The organism is Sulfurovum lithotrophicum, from assembly GCF_000987835.1.
GTDB classification, from domain to species: domain Bacteria; phylum Campylobacterota; class Campylobacteria; order Campylobacterales; family Sulfurovaceae; genus Sulfurovum; species Sulfurovum lithotrophicum.
Map to the genome: position 1 here is coordinate 914,496 of NZ_CP011308.1, position 18,785 is coordinate 933,280.

At 42.9% G+C, this 18,785-nt stretch carries 20 protein-coding genes and 1 pseudogene; 9 read left to right on the top strand and 12 right to left on the bottom strand.

The features are described from left to right. Positions 1-57 precede the first annotated feature (57 nt). The 6 genes and pseudogenes from YH65_RS04390 (at position 58) to YH65_RS04415 (ending at position 4,780) form a co-directional block, all read left to right on the top strand. Positions 58-282, top strand: coding sequence for a hypothetical protein (locus YH65_RS04390; protein WP_046550799.1), 225 nt, complete (start codon positions 58-60; stop codon positions 280-282). Positions 283-342: 60 nt separating this feature from the next. Then, positions 343-2,157, top strand: coding sequence for an AAA family ATPase (locus YH65_RS04395; RefSeq protein WP_046550800.1), 1,815 nt, complete (start codon positions 343-345; stop codon positions 2,155-2,157). Next, positions 2,147-3,212, top strand: a pseudogene (locus tag YH65_RS04400) (Fic family protein). The gene YH65_RS04395 and the pseudogene YH65_RS04400 overlap by 11 nt, the downstream one beginning before the upstream one ends. Before the next feature lie 401 nt (positions 3,213-3,613). After that, positions 3,614-4,084 (top strand): REP-associated tyrosine transposase, encoded by a 471-nt coding sequence (locus tag YH65_RS04405; protein ID WP_046550801.1) that lies wholly within the window; start codon positions 3,614-3,616, stop codon positions 4,082-4,084. 150 nt (positions 4,085-4,234) lie between these two features. Beyond that, a complete protein-coding gene (locus YH65_RS04410) occupies positions 4,235-4,510 on the top strand; it encodes a DUF503 family protein (protein WP_046550802.1) in 276 nt (91 codons plus the stop codon). A 21-nt stretch (positions 4,511-4,531) separates the two neighbouring features. Continuing rightward, positions 4,532-4,780 (top strand): hypothetical protein, encoded by a 249-nt coding sequence (locus tag YH65_RS04415; protein ID WP_046550803.1) that lies wholly within the window; start codon positions 4,532-4,534, stop codon positions 4,778-4,780. On the opposite strand, the gene YH65_RS04420 is transcribed toward YH65_RS04415, so the two are convergent. Genes YH65_RS04420 through YH65_RS04430 form a run of 3 tightly spaced genes read right to left on the bottom strand, consistent with a single transcriptional unit; the run spans position 4,775 to position 5,926 of the window. Further along, positions 4,775-5,230: a YaiI/YqxD family protein gene (locus YH65_RS04420; protein ID WP_046550804.1), complete on the bottom strand. Its 456-nt coding sequence runs from the start codon at positions 5,228-5,230 to the stop codon at positions 4,775-4,777. The genes YH65_RS04415 and YH65_RS04420 overlap by 6 nt on opposite strands. Then, positions 5,227-5,427, bottom strand: coding sequence for a YwbE family protein (locus YH65_RS04425; RefSeq protein WP_046550805.1), 201 nt, complete (start codon positions 5,425-5,427; stop codon positions 5,227-5,229). Before YH65_RS04425 ends, YH65_RS04420 begins: the two co-directional genes overlap by 4 nt. A 1-nt stretch (position 5,428) precedes the next feature. After that, positions 5,429-5,926: a hypothetical protein gene (locus YH65_RS04430; RefSeq protein ID WP_046550806.1), complete on the bottom strand. Its 498-nt coding sequence runs from the start codon at positions 5,924-5,926 to the stop codon at positions 5,429-5,431. 294 nt (positions 5,927-6,220) lie between these two features. On the opposite strand from YH65_RS04430, the gene YH65_RS04435 reads away from it, so the two are divergent. Genes YH65_RS04435 through YH65_RS04445 form a run of 3 tightly spaced genes read left to right on the top strand, consistent with a single transcriptional unit; the run spans position 6,221 to position 9,183 of the window. Continuing rightward, on the top strand, positions 6,221-7,567 hold the full coding sequence (locus tag YH65_RS04435) for an AAA family ATPase (protein ID WP_046550807.1): 1,347 nt from the start codon (positions 6,221-6,223) through the stop codon (positions 7,565-7,567). Between the two features lie 8 nt (positions 7,568-7,575). Further along, entirely contained in the window at positions 7,576-8,223 is a 648-nt protein-coding gene (locus YH65_RS04440; RefSeq protein ID WP_046550808.1) for a TrmH family RNA methyltransferase, read from the top strand. Positions 8,224-8,277: 54 nt separating this feature from the next. Further along, positions 8,278-9,183, top strand: coding sequence for a CHAD domain-containing protein (locus YH65_RS04445; protein WP_046550809.1), 906 nt, complete (start codon positions 8,278-8,280; stop codon positions 9,181-9,183). A gap of 8 nt (positions 9,184-9,191) precedes the next feature. On the opposite strand, the gene upp is transcribed toward YH65_RS04445, so the two are convergent. From upp to lpxA, 9 genes are all read right to left on the bottom strand, one after another. Continuing rightward, positions 9,192-9,818 (bottom strand): uracil phosphoribosyltransferase, encoded by a 627-nt coding sequence (gene upp, locus YH65_RS04450; protein WP_046550810.1) that lies wholly within the window; start codon positions 9,816-9,818, stop codon positions 9,192-9,194. Positions 9,819-9,891: 73 nt separating this feature from the next. After that, positions 9,892-10,263, bottom strand: a complete 372-nt coding sequence (locus tag YH65_RS04455; protein WP_046550811.1) for an HIT family protein — start codon at positions 10,261-10,263, stop codon at positions 9,892-9,894. Next, complete coding sequence (locus YH65_RS04460; RefSeq protein ID WP_342666064.1) at positions 10,263-10,724, bottom strand: Sua5/YciO/YrdC/YwlC family protein; 462 nt, start codon at positions 10,722-10,724, stop codon at positions 10,263-10,265. Before YH65_RS04460 ends, YH65_RS04455 begins: the two co-directional genes overlap by 1 nt. Next, positions 10,721-11,119, bottom strand: a complete 399-nt coding sequence (locus tag YH65_RS04465) for a hypothetical protein (protein WP_046550812.1) — start codon at positions 11,117-11,119, stop codon at positions 10,721-10,723. The genes YH65_RS04460 and YH65_RS04465 overlap by 4 nt, the downstream gene beginning before the upstream one ends. Positions 11,120-11,230: 111 nt before the next feature. Beyond that, positions 11,231-14,506 carry a carbamoyl-phosphate synthase large subunit gene (gene carB / locus YH65_RS04470; protein WP_046550813.1) on the bottom strand — a complete coding sequence of 1,092 codons (3,276 nt, stop codon included), beginning with the start codon at positions 14,504-14,506 and terminating at the stop codon, positions 11,231-11,233. A gap of 73 nt (positions 14,507-14,579) precedes the next feature. Further along, positions 14,580-15,689: a rod shape-determining protein MreC gene (gene mreC / locus YH65_RS04475; RefSeq protein WP_046550814.1), complete on the bottom strand. Its 1,110-nt coding sequence runs from the start codon at positions 15,687-15,689 to the stop codon at positions 14,580-14,582. Continuing rightward, entirely contained in the window at positions 15,679-16,713 is a 1,035-nt protein-coding gene (locus YH65_RS04480) for a rod shape-determining protein (RefSeq protein ID WP_046550815.1), read from the bottom strand. The genes mreC and YH65_RS04480 overlap by 11 nt, the downstream gene beginning before the upstream one ends. A gap of 30 nt (positions 16,714-16,743) precedes the next feature. Continuing rightward, on the bottom strand, positions 16,744-17,964 hold the full coding sequence (gene clpX / locus YH65_RS04485) for an ATP-dependent Clp protease ATP-binding subunit ClpX (RefSeq protein WP_046550816.1): 1,221 nt from the start codon (positions 17,962-17,964) through the stop codon (positions 16,744-16,746). A 26-nt stretch (positions 17,965-17,990) separates the two neighbouring features. Continuing rightward, a complete protein-coding gene (gene lpxA, locus YH65_RS04490; RefSeq protein ID WP_046550817.1) occupies positions 17,991-18,773 on the bottom strand; it encodes an acyl-ACP--UDP-N-acetylglucosamine O-acyltransferase in 783 nt (260 codons plus the stop codon). Between the last annotated feature and the right edge of the window lie 12 nt (positions 18,774-18,785).

The window sequence follows — 18,785 nt, forward strand, 5'->3', positions numbered from 1 at the left end:
ACTCTAACTTTTTTACGCTAAAATATAGTACTTCAACGGGGGAGAGGGCAATTACGTATGGCATATACCGAAGCAGACACCAGAGCCAAACTCATCGACCCTCAGATCAAATCCAGCAACTGGCTGGAATCCAATATTGTCCGTGAATACTATTTTACTGATGGGCGTAAGTTCATTGGTATGGACAGAACAGAACTCAGAGAGGCATTTGAAGGTGCAGTCAATATCCGTGAGAGGTATTTTGGGTTGCAGAGGGAGATTTATAGATTAGGAATGAAATAGAAACTTTAAATTATTATATTGTACTAATAAGTATTTTTAGGTTAAAAAGGATGAAAATTAATGTATTTAAAACATATGGCTATTAAAAATATTGGACCAATTTCAGAATTAAATATTGAATTACCATTTAATGATGATGGCAATCCTAAACCTATAATTTTTGTAGGTGAAAATGGAGCAGGGAAAACTATTATGCTATCTCAAATTATTGATAGTTTCTATGAAATAGGTGGTGCAGCATTTAATGATATTAAAGTTTCTCAGGGAATGGGACATAAATATTATAAAGTTTCTGGTGCAGTAAATATACAAATTGGAAAGGATAAAGGTTTTTCAGCTTTACAATTTTTAGATAGTACTAATAAAATTGAATACTTAGATAAGGTAGGAGAAATTGCAGATGAACCAAAAACTTATATTTCAAACTTTACACTTACATCTATGACAAAAGAAAATGAAAAAAAAGTTACTAGTTTAAATGATGAAAATAAAAAAGATTTAGAAAGTAATTGGCTCAATGGAGTTTATTTTTATCAGCCTGCTTATAGATATGAAGAACCATTTTGGAAAGTAGATGAATTTAGACATGATGAAAGATTTATGGACTCTACTAGATATAGAGGAGAATTAAGAAAAGAGATAGAAATTATATCTTCAAATAATGAAAATAAACAGTTTGTATTAGATTTAATTTTAGATTATATATTAAGTCAAAATTCAATCCAATCTTTAATAGGTAGTAATGCTGAGGAAAGTCTTAAAGATCCAAATATTTTATTGCAAGTACAAACTAAGGTTTTTGATATAACACTTTGGACAAATATTAATGAAATTTTGAGAAAAGTTAAAGATAATGAACATATTGAGTTTCAAATAGGACAAAGAGGAAAAAATAGAGTTAGTATTTTAGATAAAGAAACAAATACTTTATTGCCAATAAGTAACCTTTCTTTGGGTGAATCAGTTTTGTTGAACCTATTTATAAATATAGTAAGACATGCATGTCAATATAATTCTAAATCTTTAAATGAAATAGTAGGTATTGTAGCTATTGATGAGATAGATATACATTTGCATACAAATTTACAAAGTAAAGTACTACCACAACTCATAAAACTATTTCCAAAAGTACAATTTATTATTACAAGTCATTCTCCTCTATTTTTACTTGGTATGGAGAGAGAATTTGGAGTAGATGGTGTTGAGATTCGAAATATGCCAAATGGAGAGCTTATTACTACAGAAAGGTTTGTTGAGTTTGAAAATGCTTATAAGGTTTTAAAAGAGACTGAAAGATATGAAAATGAAATAAAAGAACAAATCAAAAATAGTACAAAGCCATTAGTTTTTGTAGAGGGTGACTATGACATTAAATATATTAAAAAAGCAGCTGAATTATTTGATAAAAAAGATTTAATTGAAAAGGTTAAATTTATTGATGCTGATGGTTATCAAAACTTAAATAAAATTTGGAAACATAATACAAATCTTTTACAAGCCATCCCTCAAGAGATGCTTCTTCTTTATGATTGTGATACAAAGGTTGAGAATAAAACTAACGATAGAGTTTTTAAAAGAATTATTCCATACATGAAAGAAAATTATTTCGATAGAGGTATTGAAAATTTATTTTCAGAAAGTACTATTGAAAAAGTAATGAAAGTAGAGAAAACCTATATTGATGTTACTGATGAAATAAAAAAAACAGTAAGAGGTAAAGAGATAGTCGAATCCAAAAGATATGATATAAATCCTGATGAAAAAGGAAATTTATGTACTTGGTTATGCACTAATGGAGATAAAGATGATTTCAAAAACTTTGATAAAGTATTTAAGATATTTGAAGAGTTTTTAAAAGAGGAAAATAGTGAATAATTTACAAAATTTAACTAATATTGAAACCCAAAAAGTCCTCAAAAAAACCATCTCAGCCAACCGTGCATTAGCAAAACTAAATGGAGTAGCACAGATCATCCCAAATCAGAACATCCTCATCAATTCTTTGGTGCTTCAGGAAGCAAAAGACTCTTCGGAGATAGAGAATATTATCACTACGCATGATGAGCTGTTTCGGGCAGGGCTTGACATCGCTTCGGTGACGAATGAGACTAAAGAGGTGCAGCCATTATAGAGAGGCGTTGCTCAAGGGGTATGAGCTGGTGCGGGATACCGGGCTTTTACTCAAGCGGGATATTGTCACTATTCAAAAGATATTGGAACAGAATGATGCTGGGGTTAGGCGGCAGAGTGGGACGACTTTGAAAAATGCTGCAACTGGTGAAGTAGTATTTACACCGCCGCAGGAGTATGAACTCATAGAAGAACTGCTGACAAATCTCGAACAGTACATCAATGAACCTAACGATCTCGATCCGCTTGTCAATATGGCGATCATCCACTATCAGTTTGAGAGTATTCACCCGTTTTATGACGGTAACGGCAGGACGGGAAGGATCATCAATATCTTGTACCTCATACTCAAAGAGCTGTTGGACATCCCCATCTTGTATCTTAGTTCTTACATCATCCGAAACAAAGCAGACTATTACCGACTGCTTCAGGAAGTGCGAACCAAAGAGAACTGGGAAGAGTGGATACTCTATATGCTTGACGGCGTAGAGCAGACTTCACTGGTGACGATAGAGCTGGTTAATGATATTCACACGCTCATGGGTGAGACGAAAGAGAAGATAAGAGCAGAACTGCCGAAGATCTACAGTAAAGATCTCGTCGAAATACTTTTTATGCACCCTTATACGAAAATAGATTTTTTGGTAGATGGACTGGGTGTATATCGAGATACTGCCGGAAGATATTTGAAGAAATTAGAGGTATTGGGTATTGTTGAAGAGGTCAAGATTAAAAACAGCAAATTTTTTATTAATACTAAACTTTTTGAAAGATTAGAAAAAGGTTTAATGATACAATAGGTAATGTTGTAAAAGTAGTTAAAATACAACATTGGATAAAAAACCTATGTTGTAAAAATGCTAAAAATACAACATAGGTCATAATCTATGTTGTAAAAAAGCGAAAATATCGACATAGGTCTAATGATATGTCGTAAAAATGCTAAAATAACGTATTGAAGGTGTGCAATTGCACACCCTACGCGTATCGAATATTTGCGGTGATGCAATGTAGCGATAAAACCCCCAACAAATTGCACATCCTACGCGTACCGAATATGTATAAAGCAATCTAATATCCAAAACCAAACTGGAGGGTGTGCATTGGCACACCAAAATTCCAAATAAATATAAAATCAATAAGAATATGACAATATGACATATTTTTAAAATTGAATCATACGATACGATAAAATTGTTTTATGGCAAATTATAGAAGAATATTTGAAGATGGTTATAGCTATTACATCACGATGGTGACACACAGACGCAAGCCTATACTTGTGGAAAATATAGCATTGTTACGAGAGAGTTTCAGGCAGAGCAAGAAGGTATTTGATTATCGTATAGAAGAAATCGTTGTGTTGCCTGACCATCTGCATATGATTATCACCCCTGCTGTGAGTGTGGAGTATCCTAAGATCATAGGGTATGTCAAGGCATATTTTTCCAGACATTGTGATGAAAAGTATTTTGCAGAGGAAACACAATCTTCCAGTAGATACCAAAGAAGACATAAACCCATTTGGCAAAAGAGGTATTATGAACACACCATACGAAATGAAAAAGATATGTGGGAGAAGATAAATTATATGCAAAATAATCCCGTGAAACATGGTTTGGCAGAAACCATAGAGGATTGGAAATATTCATCATTCCAAAAACCCGCGTAGGGTGTGCAATAGCACACCGATTAAAATATAAAATCTAATGTGTGGAAGGTGTGCTGTTGCACACCCTACGTGTACCAAATATTTGAGGACAAAGATCTGAAAGGTAGATCGTGTATTTCCGTTGGGACACATATGATGCTATAATAATACATGATTATCTCTAACTGTATACTCCATATTGAACTGCCGTATGTCCATTCTCTGAAAGGGCGTAGGAGCGTCGTCAACAGCATCAAGGAAAAATTGAAAGTTTTTAACCTTTCTGTACTCGATGTGAGTGGGGAATATGCAAAGGAAGCGGATGTCGCGTTTGTTTTTCTGTCACAAAATACTTTGGGTGCAGTGCAATACCGCGAAAAGATTGAAAAGATGCTTGAGAGGAATTTCTCGGAGTATCATTTTGATCTGGAGTATGAAGAGATATGATTTTACCAAGAGGAGTTTGAAATGAAAATGTATATCTATAATTCTGAGATCGGAAGATTTGAAATAAGACAGATAGAGCATAAAAGATACGATCTTTGGATCAATGAAGAGATGCTCGGCTCTTACGAAAGTGCTGAGCGTGCAGCAGAGGATGTTGCGAATTTCAATACGGATTATATTGAGTGGGACAAATTAAAGAACGAACTGGAAAATGTTCCAACAGACCTGAGCCAGTGGGCGGAGATAAAAGAAGAATCACCCCAATTATAACTTTGGATAGTTCTTAGCCAAAAAAGCATTGAACTGGTTGGCAAAGGCGTGGGCATCTTTGGGTCCGAATGCTTTGGGACCGCCTGTCATCTCTCCGCTCTCCCTGATGCTCTCCATCAGGTTTCTCATAGCCAGATACTGTTTAATGTTTTCAATACTGTAGAGCTCTCCGCGATGGTCTATGGCATGTCCTTCTTTACTGATGATACGGTCGGACAGAGGAATATCCGCGGTAATGACAAGATCATCTTTTTGACAGAGGTCCACAATGCGGTGATCCGCCTCATCCGCTCCCTGGTCCACAATGATGTATTCGATATGTGATGACCTGCCTATATTGATCTTCTTGTTGGCAATGACCTTGGTGGGAAGTGCTAATCGTTCGATACTGCGAAGTACAATGGGTTTAAGAAGATTTGGAAAGGCATCACCGTCGATGAAGAGTGTCACAGTATCTCTTTCACACGTCCCACTTCGCCTGTGTTGAGCCGTACTTTGATACCGTGCGGGTGGGTAGGGGAATTGGTGAGGATCTTCTGGACCTTGCCGTAGGTAAGGTATCCTGTGCTTTGGTCCTCTTTCAGGACAATGGCTACATCCATCCCATACTTTATATTGCTTCTTTTTCTGCCGTCCTTGTCAGCCATTTCAAGCCTTTGGTTCGTAGTTGAGTATTTTCTTCACTGTCTCAATAGCACAGAAGAAGAGTGCATCAAAGAGAGGATTGAGTTTGGTAGTCTCGTCATCTACACGTACAAAAGGCTGAAAGAAAAAACCGGGGCCATCTTCTTTATGGGCTGGTTTGACATGAAATACAATCGGTTTGAGCGTACGTACAAGGTTCAGGACTTTTTTATAGCTCTTCTCGTCTTTTGGAGGAAGCAGATTGTTCTGTTTTCCTTCGTTGATACGGGCTTTTTGCAACAGCTGCAGTTTGTCGTTAAAGATCACCTTGTTCCACTTGACCGTTCCCAGCTCAAAGGTGAACTCACGGTTTGCAGCAGTCAGGGGATGGGGTTTGGTGTCACGTATTGCTTCAAGAAGCTGCAGAAAGAAGTTCTTTCCGCCGAATTTCTCAGCCGCATCGAGCAGCAGAGTGTGGTAATGAAGCTTCTCTTCATCACTCAAAGTATTGAAATCACACATATATTTTTCTTTCGTTCATGGATTGGGCGTATTATACCTAAATCCCGCATACTCTTATACATGGATATGATAGAATTGTAATCCCGGATTATGCATTAGAGATTACAGAACGCTACGCAAACCATTGCACCGTGGGCACTTACGGAGAAACCATCGATGCACCTACTGGTGCACCTGCCCAACGGAAATGCCCTTGGGGTGCAAGTTTTCCGAAAATACCCACAGCACAAGCATTTGGCAGATTTCAAGTAATTCTAATGCATAATCCGGGTTAATCCAAAAAAAAGGGTGCTCATGTCATCCAAAAGAGAAAAAGAGAAACTCAAGTTCAAGCGGTCCGATATCACCTTCGATGATGTAGTGGGACATAAAGAGGTCAAGAAGAGACTCCGGTCTATCATTAAGATCATACAGGACCCCGAAAAGCTGAAGGACTTCGATATACCGCTGCCCAGAGGTGCACTGCTGTACGGTCCGCCAAGCATAGGCAAGAGCATGCTGGCAAAGGCTTTCATTCATGAGGCGGGCTTTTCGTATCTGGAGATCTCGGGATCAAAACTGTTTGAACTCGACCATATCAAGGAAGTATATGACCTTGCCTCACGGCATGCTCCCAGTGTTGTTCTTCTCGAAGATATCGATATCAAAGGCGTTCTGCAGGGGACCATTACGAATGTATCGTTCTCCGATATCGCCAAAGTGATCGAATCGTCTGACCCCACGGTCTTTACGATCGCAACGGCAGAATCACTGGATGATGTCGACCCCGTACTGACCGCGCCTCAGAAACTTGATTTTCTCATCGAAGTTTCCAAGCTGGACAAGGATGCCAGAAAATTCTTTATAGAAAAAATACTTGAAAAACCGCATGATCCGAAGATCAATGTGGACCGGATCGTCCGATATATCACTGGGATGAGCGCCATGGAGCTAGACAGACTTGGGCGTATGGCGGCACTGAATGTTATAGAAGAGGGCAAGAAGTGGATCACCGAGGATATTCTCATCGAGCAGATAAACATCATCAAGTACGGACACAAGATAGAGACACAAATGGTGAAGAATCTGGAAGAAGAACTCAAAATGACCGCCTATCATGAGGCGGCACATGCTGTACTTTCATGCATTTTAATGCCTCAAGTAAAGATAGAGCAGGTCACGATATCCCGTCGAAGCAAGATGCTCGGGTTTGTTTCGTACAATGCGGAAGATGAATACTCCAACATTACCAAAGAGGAGATCTTTAACGATGTATGTGTCCTGATGGCCGGACGCATGTCAAAGATCGTCAAAGCCGGAGAAGAGAAGATGGATAGCGGCGCTGTGAACGATCTTTCCCAGGCTTCGGTCAATATCTATGCAGCCCTTACCACGCTGGGGATGGACAAAGAACTGGGGCTGATCAACATTGAATCCATTGTAATGATGGCCGATGATTTCCTTGAAGCGAAGATAGAAGAGCGGTTCCTGCACTGGACCAGTGTAGCACAGGAACGTACCGAAGCTCTGGTACGGGAACACTGGGGTAAAATAGAAAAGCTGGCACTTGAATTGATTGAGAAGGAGATTGTCGAAGAAGAAGAGCTCCTGAAGATCGTAGGAAAAGTGAAACGTACCTATCCGATCCCGGCTTCTCTGTAGGAGCTGATATGAAAGAGGAGTGTGTCCGATCGAATCAGGACCGTATAGACCGCATAGATCAGATACTCTGTCATAAACAGCCTGTACTGAAAGTGATGCTCGACGACGTTCACAGTTCCCAAAACCTTTCAGCCATTCTCCGTACCTGCGATGCCGTAGGGGTGCAGCATCTTTACTATACGACTGCAAATAACAAAGACCTTCGTATCCACAAGACCATTACCCAGGGAGCACACCGCTGGGTTGAACGTATCCGTATAGGTACAGAAGAGAAAATAGCGTTTCTTCAGGAGAAGCAGAAAAAGGGGTATCAGGTTGTCGTGACCCATTTGGAAGAAAGGGCTGTCTCTTTCAGGAAAGTGGACTATACGAAACCGACGATCATCGTTATGGGAAATGAAAAAGAGGGTGTCTCTTCCGAGATAGTTTCTTTGGCCGATACAGTGATCATCATCCCTATGCAGGGTATGGTGCAAAGTCTCAATGTCTCTGTCGCTGCGGCACTTATACTCTATGAGGCAGAGCGGCAGTTGGCGGAGGCAGGCAGGAATGATACACCGCAGCTCTCAAAAGAGGAAAGGGAGAAGATCAAGAGTGGGTGGCTCTATCGTGACAATATCGCCAGGAGAAGCAAAGGGAAGATACCGCTAAAGTGAGGATCATGTCTGTGGTATAATATTTTATCGATTAATAGATTATCGGAGGCAAGCGTGAAGATAATACGCAAAAAAGAAAATGCTGTTTCAATAATTAGAGATATCTTGCAGGATCTGCTTGCAGATATCTATGCCTACCGCAAACGTGTGCTGAAAGAGGATGACAATGAAGTGCTGCACCAGTTCAGGATTGCAGTGAGACGGTCGGTCGTACTGATGGGGGAGTTCTCATCCATCGATAGAAGCGGCCAGATCCTGGTGCATAGAAAAGCACTTAAAACACTCATCAATATCAGTAACACCAAACGTGATCTCGATGTACTGTATGGGCGGATATGCACTTTGAGCGCTGAAGCGGTTTCCCACAAAGACGCAGTGAATCTTTTGAAAAAACAGCTGAAGGAGATGCTGCAAAAGGAGCACAGGAAGATTCTGGAGTATCTTCTAAGCCAAACCTGCAGCGATATCTTACGATCCTGGGAAGCTTACCTTGGCCGGGAATACTTCAACACTGTTTCAGACAGTGATGTTACCATCAAAAAACTTTCTGACAAAGTAATATACAGACGTTTTCTGAAAATAAAAAAACAGATCAAAGCACTTGAGCAAAAGCCCGGAAAGATAGAAGAGAAGTTACATGCTCTGCGTATCTCGTACAAAAAGCTTCGTTATTTACTGGAAACCTTTGCCGGCCTGTATCGAAAAAAGAAGATGAAAAAACTTCTCAAAGAGATGAAAAAGATCCAGAAGGTGCTGGGTGACTTTCATGACAGTTGCCAGCAGGATGTTTTGCTCGAACAGTTGCTGAAGATTGAGGAAGCTCCGACATTGCGTATCTTTATTTCAGAGGTGCTTCGGCCTGAACTGAAAAAGTATCAGAAAAAAGAGATCAAAGAGATCAAAAAACAATTGGAAAGGTTCCTGAGAAAAAAGAAGCGCTACAGAAAACTATTTGGCTGAGAAAACAGCTATGCCGGTGTATTGTAGGATCGGTCTCCTGCATCTCCAAGCCCTGGAAGGATGAATTTGTCATCGTTGAGCCTTTCGTCTATCTGGGCAATGTAGAGCTCAATATCAGGATGTTTCTGTTTGATGATATCCAGTCCCTCCGGAGCACCTATGAGGTTGAGGGTAAGGATCTTTTTTGGGGATCGTGTTTTCATGAGGGCAATGGCATCACAGAGTGAACCTCCTGTGGCGACCATCGGGTCGACGATGATGACGGTCCTGCCTTCACAGCTTTCGGGAACACGGTCATAGTAAAGTACGGACTGATGTGTTTTTTCATCCCGTTTCATGGCAAGAAAACCGGCTTCGGCTTCCGGAAATATGTTCATAGTGGTTTCCAGCATAGGAAGGCCGGCACGCAGGACAGTGACAAAAAGAAGGTCTTTTTCTCTCAGGAAGTGAAAATTGTCTTTACCCTGCCAGGTTTCGATCTCTCTTTCCTCCATGGGCTCATTTGCCAGTGCCTCATAGACCAGGAGACGTGTAAGCTCATGAACAATATGACGAAAACGAAATGCATCTGTGCTCGTATCACGTAAATGGTTCAAAAGAGTTTTTACGACAGGATTTTTCAGTTCATGTATCATTGTGATCCCTCAAGTAGATATTTGTAATTATTTATTATAGCATTTCTTTTAGGGACAATATACTAAAGGTGCCCTAAATTGAGTTTATCAACCTATTCAGCTTCTGACAAAAATCATCAAAAGAGGGGAGACTCAGCGTGGCTTCTCTCTGTTTTTCTCCCCACATCGGTTCAGGAAAATAACTGTCCTCTTTGAAGCGAGCCATGATATGCCAGTGCACATGCGGCAGATAGTTTCCAAAAGAAGCGATATTGATTTTTTCAGGACTGTAATAATCGATCATCGCTTTCTCTATGATATCCAGAAGGTCATAGATCTCGAATTTGATCTCCGAAGGTACTTCGCTCATCTCTTTGTAGGGGTGTCGGGTAAAGATCTTGAGCCAGGGTATTTCACTTTCTTCCGTTTCGATGCGGATATTTTTGTTTTCATAGATGACAGACATCAGCGTATCCTTTGTAGTGTATGTTTTCCAAGTTTATAGATGATGGAGGGTTTCTTCTTTGTCTTAAGGGGCGTGACGATAATATCAGCAGCTTCTTTGGCAAAGATCTCATCATACGGTTGACCGCTTAAATTTGCAGAAGTAGTGTACGCCCATTGCAGACGGTTGAGAAGCAATAGGTGATGTGTGTCTCTGATTACACGGTATGAATGCCCGTCAGGCATGATGAACGTACTTTTCCTTGCACGCCTGACTCTGTTTTTATGATTAGAGGGAATACGTGTGAATGTTTTGAGCGTTTTGAGTGAATTGACCGCTTTGATGTAATATTTGTGGGGAGGGCGCTGCTTGATCTCGGTAAGTCTCTCTGCATTTTGAGAGACAAAACCAATGGTAGTGTCGGTCTGGGTGAGAAAAACTTTATTTTTCAGCATCATTTCTGTTCCACTATGACTTTTCACTGTTCTTTTTTTTGATGTTTGAGTTCAAAGCCTTTGACAATAACAAAAGCGATCAATGCAAAGATGAAAACGACCAAATACATCCAGGCAAGACTTTGCAAGGTCTCTATGATGGTACGATACACTTCGAGAGTCCATCTCTGTGGGGTCAAAACAAGTATCTTCATATTGACGTGAGGAGCACTGATATATCTTTCAAGCTGATATATGCGTACGCCGCCTGAAATACCGACGACATAAGCAGCAAATTTGATATATTTTTGCCATACACTGCTGATGGGGTCTTGAATGATACGGCTGAAGATCTCCCCTACAGGCTTGTCAAACGTTCTCACAACACCGTACGATACTGCAACGGATAAGATGAAAGTAACCAATAGTAAAGTAAAGAACATAATATCTCCTTTAAAATGTTATTATAACGTATTAGGATGTTATTACTCTCTATAGAGGAAGCATTCCCACATCATACGTGGGAATGGAAGATATTGCTGAGTATGAATGTTTTATGCCAGATAATCCTGCAGTGCTTTTGGATCGAGGCATCCGTCCTGGTCTTTAAGCTCTTTGATCGCCAGTGCAGTCGCTTTCGCAGCTGCCAGCGTGGTGAAATAGGCAACATGGTTCGCAAGTACCGACTGACGGATTGTTTTTGCATCTGCTTTACTCGCCTTGTTGTCAGAGGTATTGATCGCCAGTGCGATCTCTTCGTTCTTGATCATATCGTCAATATTTGGACGGCCCTCGGAGATCTTGAGAACCTTGGTCGATGCTACACCGGCTGCTTCAAGCGCTGCATGCGTTCCCGAAGTTGCCACGATCTCAAATCCGAGATCTGTGAACATTTTACCGATCTCCCCGGCATGCGGTTTATCGATCTCGGTGAGGGAGATGAAAAGTTTGCCTTCCAGAGGAATGTTGTTCTTGGAAGCGAACTGGGACTTGGCAAAACTCATACCGAAGTTCTCGGAAATACCCATAACTTCACCTGTGGACTTCATCTCAGGCCCGAGAATAAGGTCTGAACCAGGAAGCTTGTTGAAAGGGAATACCGCTTCTTTGACTGCGACATGCCCTTTGAGGTTCGGTTCCATGATCTTTTTGTCAAAGTTGACGACATTGAAAGTATCGTAGAATTTCAAAGACTCTCTCAGGTCACCCTGGACCATCACTCTTGTAGCCACTTTGGCAAGCGGTACACCGGTTGCTTTAGAGACGAACGGTACGGTTCTGGAAGCTCTCGGGTTCACCTCGATCAGGTAGATCTCACCTCTGTGAATGGCATACTGGATATTGAGCAGTCCGACGACCCCCAGACCAAGGGCGATCTCTGCCGTCTGTTCTTTGACTTCTGCAACCAGTTCATCCGAAATGGAAACCGGAGGCAGTGAACAGGCGGAGTCACCGGAGTGGATACCGGCTTCTTCGATATGCTGCATGACCGAGCCGATATAGACATCTTTGCCGTCACAGATGGCATCGACATCGAGTTCAATGGCATTATCAAGGAATTTATCGATCAGTACAGGTGCATCGTTGGAGACAGATACGGCTTCGTCCATATATTCTCTCAGCTCGGCATCGTTATAGACCGTTCTCATCCCGCGTCCGCCAAGGACGAAACTTGGCCGTACAAGAACAGGGTAGCCGATACGGTTGGCAATGGCCATTGCTTCATCTTTGGCAAAGGCTGTACCATTCTCAGGCTGCTTCAGTCCGAGCTCGGTGATGAAGTTTGAGAAGAGTTCCCTGTCTTCGGCAAGGTCGATCACTTTTGCCGAAGTCCCGGATATCTTCGCACCGATAGCGGTCAGGTTCTTAGCCAGTTTCAGCGGTGTCTGTCCACCGAAATGAACGATGACCCCATCCGGATTTTCAAGCTCGATGACGTTTCTTACATGCTCGAAGTCGATCGGCTCGAAATAGAGGATATCGGATGTATCGTAGTCTGTTGAAACGGTTTCGGGGTTACAGTTGTACATGATTGACTTGATACCCATATCTTCAAGGGCGAATGCCGCATGTACACAGCAGTAGTCAAATTCGATACCCTGGCCGATACGGTTCGGTCCACCGCCGATAACGAGGACTTTTTTGTCCTCGGATGGAGGATGGATGATGGAGGATGGATGATTGTCAGGCAACTTTGTGATGTTTGTTGTAGAGTAGAGGTAGGGTGTCAGTGCTTTGAATTCTGCGGCACAGGTGTCCACTTCGTTGTACTCCAGTACGATATCCAGTTTTTCTCTGGCATTGTAGACATCGTTCTCAGTGAGGCTGAGCCCCTCTTTTTTGTTGATAATCTCCGCGATCATGGCATCGGAGAAACCTTCGGACTTCACTTCTCGTAGACGTGTAGCATCGGAGAGCAGGGCAATATCCATCTCTTTTTCCCGTTGGGCCAATTCTTCAAGCTGGTAAAGGAACCATCTGTCGATCTTACACAGGTCGAAGATCGCATCGACGCTCATGCCTCGTCTGAGTCCTTCAAAGACATAAAGCATACGCTCGGCATTGGAGCGGCGGATCTCCCTGACCAGTGTTTCGCCGTCACACTTGATCTCATTGAAACCGGTCAGACCTGTTTCAAGTGAACAGAGTGCTTTCTGGAAGGATTCTTTGAACGTTCTTCCCATACTCATGACCTCTCCAACGGATTTCATAGCTGTAGTCAGAGTAGAATCGGCCATCGGGAATTTCTCGAAAGTAAATCGCGGCAGTTTGGTCACGATATAGTCGATGACCGGCTCGAAAGAAGCAGGGGTGCCTGTAATGTCATTGGTGATTTCATCAAGAGTGAATCCGACAGCCAGAAGTGTAGCGACTTTGGCAATAGGGTATCCCGTTGCTTTGGATGCCAGTGCGGAAGAACGGCTGACCCTCGGGTTCATTTCGATGACGATCATACGGCCGGTATCCGGGTTGATGGAGAACTGTACGTTCGATCCGCCGGTATCGACACCGACTTCCCTGAGGATCTTGAAAGAGGCATCTCTCATATGCTGATACTCTTTGTCCGTCAGTGTAAGGGCAGGGGCCATGGTGATGGAGTCACCTGTATGCACACCCATCGGATCGAAGTTCTCAATGGAACAGACAATGATGCAGTTATCTGCTCTGTCACGGATGACTTCCATCTCGTACTCTTTCCAGCCAAGCAGGGATTCTTCGATGAGAATTTCAGAAATGGGTGAGGCTTCAAGGCCGCCTTTGACGATCTCTTTAAATTCATCCATATTATAGGCAACGCCGGAACCACCACCTGCCAGTGTATAGGAAGCACGTATGATGAGTGGGAAACCTATGTTTTTTGCTGCGTCAAGGGCTTCATCCATATTGTAAGCGTATTGGGAGATCGGCAGGTCCATACCGATCTTGATCATCGCCTCTTTGAACTCCTGTCTGTCCTCACCTTTTTTGATGGCTGCCGGGTTGGCCCCGAGGAACTCCACATCTTCAAGCATCCCTTTGTCATGCATGCTCATGGCGACGTTCAATGCTGTCTGTCCACCCATGGTGGGCAGAATAGCATCCACATTCTCTTTTTTGATGATTTTGGAGATTACCTCTTCGTTGATCGGCTCGATATAGGTACGATGGGCGAACTCGGGGTCGGTCATAATGGTAGCGGGGTTGGAGTTGATGAGAACAACCCTGTATCCGAGCTCTTTGAGCGTCTTTGCCGCCTGAGTTCCCGAGTAGTCGAATTCGCAGGCTTGTCCAATGACAATAGGTCCTGAACCGATAAGTAAAATTGTTTTGATGTCGTCGCGTTTTGGCATGGAGAGATACCTTTTGTTTTTAGTTTGATATTATAGTAAAAAGAGGCAAAAAATGCCCTTAAAAAAGGCACTTTTAGAAGAGATCCAGACTTTGATTCACACGTTTTTTCTTTCGCTGAATGATATGCTTTTTCTTAGCTTCCGGTTCTGGTTCCGTATGTGGTTCAATCGGAACTTCCGGTTCAATGACTTCTTCCTGGGTCTGGTCGATACGGGTGGGGATACTGGAGATAACAGGTACGCTCAGGTTCCCTTCGCTCAACCTGTTATCGGAAGTTCTGTTCCGATCAGAGTTGATAAACATTCCATTCATATCTGTAGTATTTGTATCTGTCAGGTTCAAATCAGCCGGCTGAATACACTCTTTTTCTTTTGGTATCCTGGTAAGAAATCTGTCAAAGTTGCGTGCCAGAGTCGCTTTGGGATCGTTGATCAAAAAGAAGGTCTTCGGATGGAATACATCACTGTAGGTTTTGATATAGGCGACCTTATAGGCACTCTGTATCTCGATTTTGGAGACGATCCCCACCGGGACATTGGCAAAGAAGATATTATCAAGACCGCTGGTGACGACTTTGTCTCCTTTCCGGATCTTGTGCCATTTCGGGATGAATTTTATGATCATCTCGTTCTTGCTCAAACCCATAGCGATACCAGGTGCGGAATTTCTGCCGATAAAGACAGAGAAACGGCATTTTTCATCTGAAGTAAGATATCCGTAGAGCTGGTTATTCTTCACGAGTGCAACGCCGGCAGCTACTGTTCCCTGGATCAGGCCGTAAAGTTTGCCTTCATGTACCTCTTTTGGCTTGGTAAGTATGATCTGGGTAAAACTGTTGAGTTTGACATAGGAGATGGTCTCCGTAATGGAGATATTATGGGCCGGTAGTTTTTTGAGCTGGGGGAGGACATCGTAGATATCTTTGACCTGCTTGATGTAATGTGTCTGTTCAAGCAGGCGTTTACGTAAAATGCGGTTTTCACGGCTCAGTTTTTCAATCGATTCTTTTTGAAAGATATAGCTCTGGCTTTTGTCTTCAATGTTCTGTGTGAAGTTCTTGTATTTTTGTTTAATGGGATTGATGGTACCAAGAAGCAGATCCATGATACGTTCATCATTCTTCGTCAACAATCCTGCAAGAATAGCCAGCAGGATGATGATGATGACTATTCTAGTCTTCATATGCCAGCTGTTGCAGCAGGTCTATCTCATCGAGTGCTTTTCCCGTTCCTTTTGCCACAGCCAGGAGTGGGTCTTCGGCAATATAGACAGGCAGTTTGACGATATCGGAGAGATACTTGTCAAGTCCTCTGATCAGAGCACCGCCACCGGTCAGTACGATGCCGTTTTCGACAATATCGCCTGCAAGTTCCGGCGGTGTCTGTTCCAGGACTGTCTTGAGAGCATTGGCGATCTCTTCAAGAGAGTCCTTCATGGCATCTCTGATGTGTTCAGAGGAAATCTCTATGGCGACAAGACTTCCCTCTATCTGGTCTCTACCGCGAACGGTTGTTGTCAATTCTTCCTCCAGAGGAATAGCCGTACCGATTTTGATCTTGAGTTCTTCGGCAATACGCTCGCCGATCAGAAGGTTGAAGTTCTTCTTGACATAGTCCACGATGGACTGGTCGAAGTGGTCTCCGGCGACACGGATTGATTTGCTCAGGACAAGGCCGCCCAGAGAGATAACACCGATCTCTGTCGTACCGCCGCCTATATCGACAACAAGATTACCGTTGGGGTCCTTGACCGGAATGCCTGCGCCGATGGCAGCAGCCATTGGCTCTTCTATCAGATAGACATAGCGTGCACCGGCATTCTCTGCAGAGTCTTTGACCGCACGTCTTTCCACCTGTGTGAGGCCGTAAGGTACACAGATTATGATACGCGGTGAGAACCAGCCTTTTCGTTTATGTGCTTTTTCAATGAAGTAACGGATCATCATCTCGGTCACTTCAAAGTCGGCGATGACCCCGTCTCTCATTGGGCGGATCGCTTTGATGTTCCCCGGTGTCTTACCGACCATGTCTTTGGCTTCCTGACCTACAGCAAGGATACGCTGCTGTCCATGTTTGTCGAACTGTATGGCGACTACGGAGGGTTCATTGATACTGATGCCCTGTCCTTTGACAAGTACGAGTGTGTTCGCCGTTCCAAGGTCGATCGCAAGATCGTTTGAGAACAGGCCTAATAGTTTTTTAAACATCGATGATTATCCTTTCTTTGCTGTAGCTGCTTATGCTGTTTTTTTATTCTTTATATAGAGTGGCTTGGCACCGTTCTGTACAACCTCTTCGGTAATGATCACTTCATATCCGGCCAGTTCGGGCAGGTCATACATGATGTTGAGAAGGATCTCTTCCATGATGGAGCGTAGTCCACGTGCACCTGTTTTCCTGTCAATGGCTTTCTGCGCGATCAGTGAAAGTGCTTCCTCTTCAAAGCTCAGTTTTACGTCATCGATCTCAAAGAGTCTCTGGTACTGCTTGACGAGAGAATTCTTCGGTTCTGTCAAAATACGTACCATATCCTCTTTTGTTATCTTACCCAATGTGGCCAGAATATGTAAACGACCGATGAGCTCCGGTATGAGTCCGTAAGAGACGAGATCATCCGATTCGACCATATGAAGCATATTTTCCTCTTCGGACTTGGAACGTTTTTCCTGCCCGAAACCAAGCGTATTTCCACCCAGTCTTCTTTTGATGATATCATTGAGCCCGTCAAAAGCACCGCCGCAGATAAAGAGGATGTTGGACGTATCGATCTGGATGAAGTCCTGGTTGGGGTGCTTTCGCCCGCCTTTGGGCGGGATGTTCACGACGGAACCCTCGATAAGCTTGAGCAGTGCCTGCTGTACACCTTCTCCCGAGACATCACGTGTGATCGAACGGTTTTCTCCCATACGGGCGATCTTGTCGATCTCATCGATGAAAACGATGCCCTGTTCGGCTCTTTGCGGGTCACCGTCCGCTTCCATAAGCAGTTTGGTCAGAATGTTCTCCACATCTTCACCCACATAACCGGCTTCAGTGAGGTTGGTTGCATCCGCAATGGCGATAGGCACATTGAGAAATCTGGCAATGGTCTGCGCCAGGAGGGTTTTGCCCGATCCTGTAGGCCCTATCAGAAGTACATTCGATTTTGCAAGTTGCGTATCGTCGTCGGAAATGTTTCTGAAAATACGTTTATAGTGGTTGTAGACTGCAACGGACAGTGTCTTTTTCGCACCCTCCTGTCCAATGATATACTCATCGAGTATGGCATTGATCTCTTTGGGGGTATAAAGGGTCACTGCCTCATGGTTGGTCATCTCGGCTTCCTGCTCCTCTTCACCAAAAAGGATCTTGTAGGCAGAGATGACACAGTTTGAACAGATATATGCACTTTCTCCGGCAATAAGAGGATTTTCCTCACTCTCAGGGGCAGAGCAGAAGCTACATTCTTTAGTTGACATTTTTAATCCTCATTTTTTTCTATTTTTTATGTTTTTCTTTTAAAAGGGATGCCTCTTTTTGAGGTCTTTATAAATGCACACAGTGTTTTTACCTTCTCTGAAGTCGTTGTTTCAAAAAGTGTCTCTGCTTTTTCCTGCAAAGGATTTCCCTTTTCAAAGAGTTCTCTGTAAGCAAGTTTAAGGGCATTGATCTCTTCACGTTTCAAATATCTTCTTAATCCGGTAAGGTTCAATCCGCGTAATGTTGCGCGATTCCCTTCCGCCAGACAAAAAGGAGGGAGGTCCTGTACCAGCGCACTGGCCCCGCCTACCATAGCATAATCACCGATATGCACAAATTGGTGTACCGGAGTAAGCCCGCCGATCACGACATGATCACCTAACTCAACATGTCCGCCAAGGGTGGCAGCATTTGCCAAAATACAGTTGTCACCCATGATCACATCGTGTCCAAGGTGAACATATCCCATTAAAAGATTTCCGTTACCCATTTTGGTAACTGAACCTCCACCTTTTGTACCTGGGTTTAAAAGGGTAAATTCTCGAATGATATTGTTATCACCGATAATAAGCTGTACTTCTTCCCCGGAAAATTTAAGATCCTGCGGTATAGTGCCTATTGCTGCATGGGAAAAGATACGATTATTTCTGCCGATACTTGTATCTCCCGCTATCACAGCATGTGAGGCAATAGAGGTCCCGTCACCTATTTTTACTTTTGCACCGATATGAGCAAAAGGACCGATCGTAACATTTTTTCCGAGTACGGCGCCATCTTCAACAAGAGCACTTGGATGTATAGTTGGCATGATCTATTTAAC